8 protein-coding genes are annotated in these 8,181 nt (G+C 69.4%); 6 read left to right on the forward strand and 2 right to left on the reverse strand.

Annotated elements, in window-relative coordinates; translation table 11 throughout:
* Positions 1-329: 329 nt before the first annotated feature.
* Positions 330-965, forward strand: a complete 636-nt coding sequence (locus ETD85_RS57525; RefSeq protein WP_132334441.1) for a sigma-70 family RNA polymerase sigma factor — start codon at positions 330-332, stop codon at positions 963-965.
* A gap of 109 nt (positions 966-1,074) precedes the next feature.
* Here the strand turns inward: ETD85_RS57525 and ETD85_RS57530 are convergent, their stop codons facing one another.
* Positions 1,075-1,452 (reverse strand): DUF5319 domain-containing protein, encoded by a 378-nt coding sequence (locus ETD85_RS57530; RefSeq protein ID WP_090930411.1) that lies wholly within the window; start codon positions 1,450-1,452, stop codon positions 1,075-1,077.
* A gap of 39 nt (positions 1,453-1,491) precedes the next feature.
* A complete protein-coding gene (locus ETD85_RS57535; protein WP_240780087.1) occupies positions 1,492-2,481 on the reverse strand; it encodes a helix-turn-helix transcriptional regulator in 990 nt (329 codons plus the stop codon).
* Between the two features lie 749 nt (positions 2,482-3,230).
* Here ETD85_RS57535 and guaB point away from each other — a divergent pair.
* From guaB to ETD85_RS57560, 5 genes are read left to right on the forward strand one after another with little or no spacing between them, the layout of a single operon-like run.
* Positions 3,231-4,712 (forward strand): IMP dehydrogenase, encoded by a 1,482-nt coding sequence (guaB, locus tag ETD85_RS57540; RefSeq protein WP_138698282.1) that lies wholly within the window; start codon positions 3,231-3,233, stop codon positions 4,710-4,712.
* Positions 4,713-4,715: 3 nt separating this feature from the next.
* The gene (locus ETD85_RS57545; RefSeq protein ID WP_240780088.1) at positions 4,716-5,837 is read left to right on the forward strand and encodes a GuaB3 family IMP dehydrogenase-related protein; all 1,122 of its coding nucleotides are present in this window, start codon (positions 4,716-4,718) and stop codon (positions 5,835-5,837) included.
* A 22-nt stretch (positions 5,838-5,859) separates the two neighbouring features.
* A complete protein-coding gene (locus ETD85_RS57550; RefSeq protein WP_138698283.1) occupies positions 5,860-6,114 on the forward strand; it encodes a hypothetical protein in 255 nt (84 codons plus the stop codon).
* A gap of 15 nt (positions 6,115-6,129) precedes the next feature.
* Positions 6,130-7,329, forward strand: coding sequence for an RNA polymerase sigma factor (locus ETD85_RS57555; protein ID WP_138698284.1), 1,200 nt, complete (start codon positions 6,130-6,132; stop codon positions 7,327-7,329).
* On the forward strand, positions 7,329-8,012 hold the full coding sequence (locus tag ETD85_RS57560; protein ID WP_138698285.1) for an SDR family oxidoreductase: 684 nt from the start codon (positions 7,329-7,331) through the stop codon (positions 8,010-8,012). Before ETD85_RS57555 ends, ETD85_RS57560 begins: the two co-directional genes overlap by 1 nt.
* Positions 8,013-8,181 lie beyond the last annotated feature (169 nt).

Genomic DNA, 8,181 nt, shown 5'->3' on the forward strand with positions numbered 1-8,181 from the left:
TTCTGGATCGTTCCAGCGGGTGCGGAGTCGGGGTTTCGGTCGGGTACGAAATCGAGGTTGCCCGGTATGAGGGACGAGAGGGCAGGGGAGGGCAGTGTGGCGGCCGGGCGAGTAGAAGTGGGGGAAAAGGTGGATTAATGGAGTAAACCGGAAGCAGGAGATAAGCGTCGCGGTCTGACAATTGTCGTGCATTCCGGGTTAAGGGATGAAACATTATGTCAGCAGTTAAGGCTTAGTGTGGTCATTTGATTACTGTTAGTTATCGTCGCTTCAATGTGACCAATCCGTAGCCGTTCGCTATGACGACAGGCCGGATCAGTGCGGGCATCATGCCTATCGTGAGCGAGGGAAGCGTCGCCGACGCCAAAATTGGGGTAAGGCTCGCGTCGAGACTTCCGGCACGGACGGATGACTCCGACCTAAGGGAACTGACGAGCCTCGCCGTGCAGGGGGATCGCAGTGCGATCGAATCCCTGCTCGGTGAGTTGCGTCCGATGGTGGTGCGGTATTGCCGCGCCAGGCTGGGCAGGGTTTCAGGGCAATATCACATTGCCGATGACGTAGCCCAGGAGGTGTGCATCGCGGTCCTGTCCGCGCTGCCGCGATACCGGGACATGGGGCGGCCGTTCGCCTCCTTCGTGTTCGGGATCGCCTCGCACAAAGTGGCCGACGCGCTGCGCAGCTCGGTGCGGTCGGCCGTACCTACTCAAGATCTGCCCGACGGGCCGGACGACGGGCCTGGGCCCGAGGAGACGGTCGTCCGCTACATCGAGGTGGAGCACGCGCGCAGGCTGCTGGCCAGGCTGCCCGAGAACCAGCGCGAGTTGCTGCTGTTGCGGGTGGTGTCGGGGCTGTCCGCTGAGGAGACCGGTAATGTACTCGGTATGTCACCAGGTGCGGTCCGGGTCGCCCAGCATCGGGCGCTGGCCAGGTTGCGGCAGATGGCCGAGCTGGAGTCGGCTTGACGCCAGAGGAGGAGACCGACGCGCTGCTCGACGCGCTCGGTCGTGGAGAGGTGCCTGACTCAGGCGATCCAGCCGCGCGGCTGCTTGCCGCGCTGCTGGATGATGTCGGTCAGCGGCGTTCCTCCGTGTCGATGACGCCGTCGACATAGCCTCTGGCGTATTCCCAGCTGACGTAGTCGGCGGGGTCTGGGTGGAAGGCCGGCTCGTGCACCTGTGGCTGGCCTTTCTCGATCATCTGCCGTAGGTTGCCGCGCAGCAGCTCCCAGTCGAAGAAGTGCTGCTCGCCGCATTCGGGGCAGTCGAGTACGAGGCCCAGCACGCCCTGCGGCTCCAGCAGGGAGCGGAAGACCTCGACGTCGGCGAGGTCGGTGATGGCCTCGTCGCGCTCGGCCGCGGTGAGTGGCTCGGCGTCGTCGAGCGCACCCATCGCCGAGGACGGGTCGTTCGGGTCGTCCGCGAACGGGTCGCGGGGGACGTCTTCCAGCACCTTCCCACCATATGACCGAAGCGGCCCCAGCGGTGGTTATTAGCTCAGCCATCCGCGTCTGGCGGCTTCCACCCCTGCGTGGAAGCGTGATTGCGCGCCCAGCTCGGACATGGCGTCGGCGAATCTGGCCCGGACCGTTCTGACCGACACGCCGAGCTGGCGGGCGATCGACTCGTCGCACATGCCCTGCGCGGCCAGGCGCAGCACTTTGACCATCCCGTCGCCCCTGCGACCCCACGGCAGCGGTACGGCTCTGCCCCACAGCTCGTCGAACAGCGTCCTGAGCAGGCCCACGACGATCGGAGTGCGTACGAGGTAGAAGTTGTAGGCGTGGTCGGGCAGGTTGCCGCCCCAGAACGGCGGCAGGCCGGCGACCTCCGGCCCGGCGGTCATGAACCAGCTCGGCACCCGGTCGAGCGTGCGTACTTTGCCGCCGGTCTCGATCAGCTGGGTGAGCTGGTCGCGCACGCCGGGAAGCGTGAGGGTGGAAACCGGGATGATCGCGTGAACCGTAAGAAGTTTTCGTTTCTGCGCATCAATCCATGGGTCAGCAAATTTCCGGGCAAAATCTGTCATGGTGCGATCGTCGGGAACGGCGGTGAGTAATTCCATCGGCGGGGACTGAACGGCGATGCCGACCACGCTCTCGTACAGCACGTCCGCGCCGTTCACCATCTCCACGGTGAACGGGCCGCTCTGGTAGTCGCGGCCGGCGTCGTAATCGCGAATGAGCCCGCGGATCGAGCCGAGCGCGGAGTCGATCATGCGACTCTCCTCGGCCAGCCGGTCCAGCCGGGCGGCGATCACCCGGCCGAGCGCCGCGGCCGGATGTCTGGCCAGGTACTCGCCGGACTGCTCGTCGACCACTCCCAGCTTGACCAGGTCGTCGAGCTGGCGGCTGACCTTTTCGACGGGGTCGTCCATGGCCTGCGCGAGATCGGTGCGCGTGGCACGATGCAACCGCAGCACAGCCGAGTAGAGCGCGGTCTGGTTCGGGTCGAGACCCAGCGTCTCGAAGGGATCGGACACGGTTCGGGACTCGTTGCGCATTATCGGCAGCTCCGTCGGGGGGACACGGGCGTGCCGCGAGGATAACCCTGCATTACGCCGGTGTCCGCTCGTTGCGCCGACTCGTCGAGCCGAACGTGCAACTTCGTGCAATTGCACGTTTTCCCATTGCGATGTTCCGTTCCGTAACGCAGGCTTTACTTAGCGTCGGCATCCAGACAAGGACGCGGTGGCGCCGGCCATCAGGACGCGGAGGGGGGTTCGGTGGCGCAAAGCGCCATCACGCCCGGGTGCCGGTGGCCGGGGGGTGGGACGGATCACCGACCGTCTCATCCCCCGGCACTTTTTCGATGCCGGGAGTACGACGGGCCGTGGGGGTCATCGTCCTCCCGGCATCGCCGCGTCCGGCCCGGTGCGGCTCCTGCAGTTGGTGCGGCTCCTGGAGTTGGTTTCGTAGGGGTGACGTCGTTGCCCGGGGGAGCGACGTAGGGCGAAGGAGCCGGCGCGCCGGAAGGCGCCCACCCCGCCCCAAGGAGTGAAGGCGCCGCGAGGCCCCCGACCCGCCTCCGCGGAGCGGAGGCCATGGGCTGGTTTTGCGAGGGAGTGCCGTCGTCTGGGAGGAGCGGCGGGAGCGTAGCGACCAGAGCGGGGGGAAGACGGCGGCGTGAGGCGACCGAGCCCGCCTCCGCGGAGCGGAGGCCATAAGCATGCAGTTGGAGGCAGGGCCTAGACTTAGCTGAATCAGCGCATCGGCAGGAGGGGGCCGCAGCATGTCCAAGTTCACCGAGATGGGATTGACCTTCGACGACGTGCTGTTGGTGCCCGGTTATTCAGATCTCCAACCAGGAGAGGCCGACACCAGATCCCGCCTGTCGCGGGGCATCACGCTGTCCATCCCGCTCGTCTCGGCGGCCATGGACACCGTCACCGAGGCGCGCATGGCGGTCGCCATGGCCAGGCAGGGCGGCATCGGCATCCTGCATCGCAACCTGTCCGTCGAGGAGCAGGCTCAGCACGTCGATCTGGTCAAGCGGTCCGAGGCCGGCATGGTCACCAACCCGGTCACCTGCAGCCCCGACGACACGCTGGCCGACGTCGAGCGGTTGTGCGCGACGTACCGGATCTCCGGAGTGCCTGTGACGGATATGTCCGGCACGCTGGTCGGGATTGTGACAAATCGTGACATGCGGTTCGAGACGAACCAGGCGCGGCCCGTACGCGAGGTCATGTCCAAGATGCCGCTGGTCACCGCGCCGGTCGGGGTGTCGCGCGACGACGCGTTCGCCCTGCTCAGGCAGAACAAGATCGAAAAGCTGCCCCTGGTCGACTCCGAAGGCAGGCTGCGCGGCCTGATCACGGTGAAGGACTTCACCAAGAGCGAGCAGTACCCGCTGTCCACCAAGGACGACGACGGCCGCCTCGTGGTGGGCGCGGCGGTGGGCGTCGGCGGCGACGCGGAGCTGCGCGCCAAGGCGCTGATCGAGGCCGGCGTCGACGTGGTGGTCGTCGACGTGGCCCACGGGCACTCCAAGGGGCTGGCCGAGATGATCGCCAAGGTCAAGGCCAACAGCAAGGTCCAGGTCATCGGCGGCAACATCGCGACCAGGGCGGGCGCCCAGATGCTGGTCGACGCGGGCGCCGACGCGGTCAAGGTGGGCGTGGGGCCGGGCTCCATCTGCACCACCCGGGTGGTGGCCGGGGTGGGCGCACCGCAGGTCACCGCGATCTACGAGGCATCCAAGGCGTGCGCTCCCGCCGGAGTGCCGGTGATCGGCGACGGCGGCCTGCAATACTCCGGCGACATCGTCAAGGCGATCGCGGCCGGCGCGGACACGGTCATGCTGGGCTCGCTGCTCGCCGGGTGCGAGGAGTCGCCGGGTGAGCTGATCTTCATCAACGGCAAGCAGTTCAAGTCGTACCGCGGGATGGGCTCGCTCGGCGCCGTACGCAACCGCGAGCGCGGTGGCACCTCCTTCAGCAAGGACCGCTACGCCCAGGCCGACGTCGGCGGCGAGGACAAGTACATCCCCGAGGGCATCGAGGGCCAGGTCCCCTACCGCGGCCCGGTCGCCGCCGTCGCGCACCAGCTCATCGGCGGGCTGCGTCAGGGCATGTGGTACGCCGGCTGCCGCACGATCACCCAGATGCACACCGACTGCGAGCTCATGCCGATCACGGCAGCGGGCCTCAAGGAGAGCCACCCCCACGACATCCAGATGACCGTGGAAGCTCCGAACTATCACAGAAGGTAAGTCATGACTCAGCAGGTGGAGATCGGCCGGGGGAAGACCGGGCGGCGAGCGTACGCGCTTGACGAGATCGGCCTGGTGCCCTCGCGGCGCACCCGTGACCCGGAGGAGGTCTCGATCTCCTGGCAGATCGACGCCTACCGGTTCGAGCTGCCCGTAGTCGTCGCCCCCATGGACAGCGTGGTCTCGCCCGCCACCGCGATCGCGATCGGGCGGCTCGGCGGGCTGGCGCCGCTCGACCTCGAAGGGCTGTGGACCCGGTACGAAGACCCGTCGCCGTTGCTGGAGGAGTGCGCCGTCCTCGACACGGAGGCGGCCACCAGGCGGCTCCAGGAGATCTACGCCGCGCCGATCCAGGAGGAGCTGATCGGCCGCCGGATCGAGGAGATCCGCGCCTCCGGGGTGACCACGGCCGTGCGGCTGTCGCCGCAGCGCACCGTCCAGTACCACAAGGCCGTGATCGACGCCGGGGTCGACATCTTCGTCATCCGGGGCACCACGGTCTCCGCCGAGCACGTCTCGGGCCGGGCCGAGCCGCTCAACCTCAAGCAGTTCATCTATGAGCTCGACGTGCCGGTCATCGTCGGCGGATGCGCCACCTACACCGCGGCCCTGCACCTCATGCGCACCGGCGCGGCGGGCGTGCTGGTCGGGTTCGGCGGCGGCGCCTCGCACACCACGCGCAACGTGCTCGGTGTGGCCGTGCCGATGGCCACCGCGATCTCTGACGTCGCGGCGGCGCGGCGCGACTACATGGACGAGTCGGGCGGCCGCTACGTCCACGTGATCGCCGACGGCGGCATGGGCACCTCCGGCGACATCGCCAAGGCGATCGCCTGCGGGGCCGACGCCGTGATGGTCGGCTCGCCGCTGGCCAGGGCCTCCGAGGCGCCCGGGCACGGGTTCCACTGGGGCTCCGAGGCGCACCACCCGGACCTGCCGCGCGGGCGGCGGGTCGCGTTCGGGACGGTCGGCACGCTGGAGCAGATCCTGCACGGCCCGTCGAGCGTGGCGGACGGCTCGATGAACCTGATGGGCGCGCTCAAGCGGACGATGGCCTCCACGGGCTACTCCGACATCAAGGAGTTCCAGCGGGTCGAGGTCGTGGTGGCGCCGACCCAGCGGTGATCCGCCGGGTAGTGTTTCGACCATGGAATCCGTTGAGGAGAGAATCGCCCGGCTTGAGAAGCAGGTCGCCTATCTGCAGCGGCATCTCGGCGTCGACCCCGTGCTGGTCGACGCCGTAGCCGATGGTGCGGCACTGCCGCCGGACTTCTACTCGGCCTTGCAGGCCGGCAAGACGGTCAAGGCCATCGCGATCTACCGGAAGGTCACCAACGCGTCCCTGGTCACGGCCAAGAACGCGGTGGAGACCATACAGCGCGAGGTCCCGCTGGAGCGGTGACCCGACGGATGGCGCATGCTGGTCGAGCCTGAGATAGAGCGGGTGTTCCGGGAGGAGTACGGCCGCGCCGTCTCCGTGCTCGTCCGCTCCTTCGGCGACATCGACCTCGCCGAAGAGGCGGTGCAGGAAGCGTTCGCCGTGGCGGTGCGGCAGTGGCCCGAGGCCGGGCTGCCGCCGAGCCCCGCGGGGTGGATCATCACGACCGCCCGCAACCGGGCGGTCGACCGGCTGCGCAGGGAGACGGCGCGGCCGGGCAAGCACGCCCAGGCCGCGCTGCTGCACGCCCCCGCTGAGGCGCCGGACGAGGGGCCCGTCCAGGACGACCGGCTCCGGCTGATCTTCACCTGCTGCCATCCCGCGCTCGCCGTCCACGCCCGGGTCGCGCTCACCCTGCGGCTGATCGGCGGCCTCACGACGGCGGAGATCGCGCGGGCGTTCCTGGTCCCTGAGCCGACCATGGCGCAGCGGCTGGTACGCGCCAAGGCCAAGATCCGCGACGCGCGGATCCCGTACCGGGTGCCCGAGGAGGGCGATCTGCCCGAGCGGCTGCGGGCCGTGCTCGCCGTGATCTACCTGATCTTCAACGAGGGCTACACCGCCAGCTCCGGCGACCGGCTCGTGCGGGAGGAGCTGTGCCGGGAGGCCATCCGGCTCGGGCGGCTGGTGGCGGCACTGGTGCCGGACGAGCCCGAGGTCGTGGGGCTGCTGGCGCTGATGCTGCTGGTCGAGTCGCGGCGGGCGGCGCGTACCGGTGAGAGCGGCGAGCTGGTGCCGCTGGGGGAGCAGGACCGAGGGCTGTGGGACCGGGCGCTCGTCGCGGAGGGGCAGGAGCTCGTGCGGTGGTGCCTGCGGCGGGACGAGCCCGGCCCGTACCAGGTGCAGGCCGCCGTCAACGCCGTGCACGGCGACGCGCCGACGGCGAAGGAGACGGACTGGGGGCAGATCCTGCGGCTGTACGACCTGCTCACGGCCTTCGACCCCGGGCCGGTGGTGGCGTTGCACCGGGCGGTGGCGGTGGCCGAGGTGGAGGGGCCGGAGGCGGCGCTGCGGCTGGTCGACGGGCTCGACGGGGGCGACTACCACCTGTTCCACGCCGTACGCGCCGATCTGCTGCGGAGGCTGGGGCGTGAGAAGGAGGCCGGGGAGGCGTACGCGGCGGCGGTCGCCCGTGCGGGCAACGAGGTGGAGCGGGACTTCCTGCGGAGGAGGATGTGATGGCCGGACGCGTGTGCGTGGTCACCGGGGCCAATCGGGGGATCGGGCTGGAGGTGGCCAGGCGGCTCGCGGCGACCGGGGACACCGTGCTGCTGACCGCCAGAGACCTGGGCAAGGCGGAGAAGGCCGCGCAGGGCGTCGGGGCGCAGCCCTGGCAGCTCGACGTGGCGGACCCGGAGTCGGCCGAGCGGTTCGGCAGGGAGGTCGCCGCCCGGCACGAGCGGGTGGACGTGCTGGTCAACAACGCGGCCATTCACTACGACACGTGGCAGCGGGCCGCCGACGCCGATCTGACGGTGGTGCGGGAGGCGCTGGACACCAACCTGCTGGGAGCGTGGCGGGTGACGCAGGCGCTGCTGCCGCTGCTGCGCGCGAGCAGCCACGGGCGGGTGGTGAACGTCTCCAGCGAGGCGGGGTCGCTGGCCTCGATGGGCTCGGGGACGCCCGCTTACGCGGTGTCGAAGGTGGCGCTCAACGCGCTGACGAAGATGCTCGCCGCCGAGCTGCGCCGCGATCGCGTCCTGGTCAACTCCGTCTGCCCCGGGTGGGTGGCGACGGACATGGGCGGCCCGGGCGGGCGGCCGGTCGCGGAGGGGGCGGCAAGCGTGCTGTGGGCGGCCGATCTGCCGGACGGCGGGCCGACCGGTGGGTTCTTCCGCGATGGGCGGCCCCTGCCGTGGTGACGGAACACGCGACCTCGCCGGCCCCGGCCACGCGTGATGGGCGCTAGCCCCGTTTTCCGCACGTGAGTGATCTTCAGCGGAGGTCTCGTGGATCGATGTTGAGCAGGTCCAGGAGGTGGAGTTGGAGGTCGGTGGGTTGCGGGATGGTCGGGGGTGACTGGCCGGTGCC

It is taken from the genome of Nonomuraea zeae, from assembly GCF_005889725.1.
Taxonomy (GTDB): domain Bacteria; phylum Actinomycetota; class Actinomycetes; order Streptosporangiales; family Streptosporangiaceae; genus Nonomuraea; species Nonomuraea zeae.

Coding starts and splice junctions, on each gene's coding strand:
- ETD85_RS57525 (WP_132334441.1), top strand. CDS start 330: ATGCCTATCGTGAGCGAGGGAAGCGTCGCCGACGCCAAAATTGGGGTA.
- guaB (WP_138698282.1), top strand. CDS start 3,231: ATGTCCAAGTTCACCGAGATGGGATTGACCTTCGACGACGTGCTGTTG.
- ETD85_RS57545 (WP_240780088.1), top strand. CDS start 4,716: ATGACTCAGCAGGTGGAGATCGGCCGGGGGAAGACCGGGCGGCGAGCG.
- ETD85_RS57550 (WP_138698283.1), top strand. CDS start 5,860: ATGGAATCCGTTGAGGAGAGAATCGCCCGGCTTGAGAAGCAGGTCGCC.
- ETD85_RS57555 (WP_138698284.1), top strand. CDS start 6,130: ATGCTGGTCGAGCCTGAGATAGAGCGGGTGTTCCGGGAGGAGTACGGC.
- ETD85_RS57560 (WP_138698285.1), top strand. CDS start 7,329: ATGGCCGGACGCGTGTGCGTGGTCACCGGGGCCAATCGGGGGATCGGG.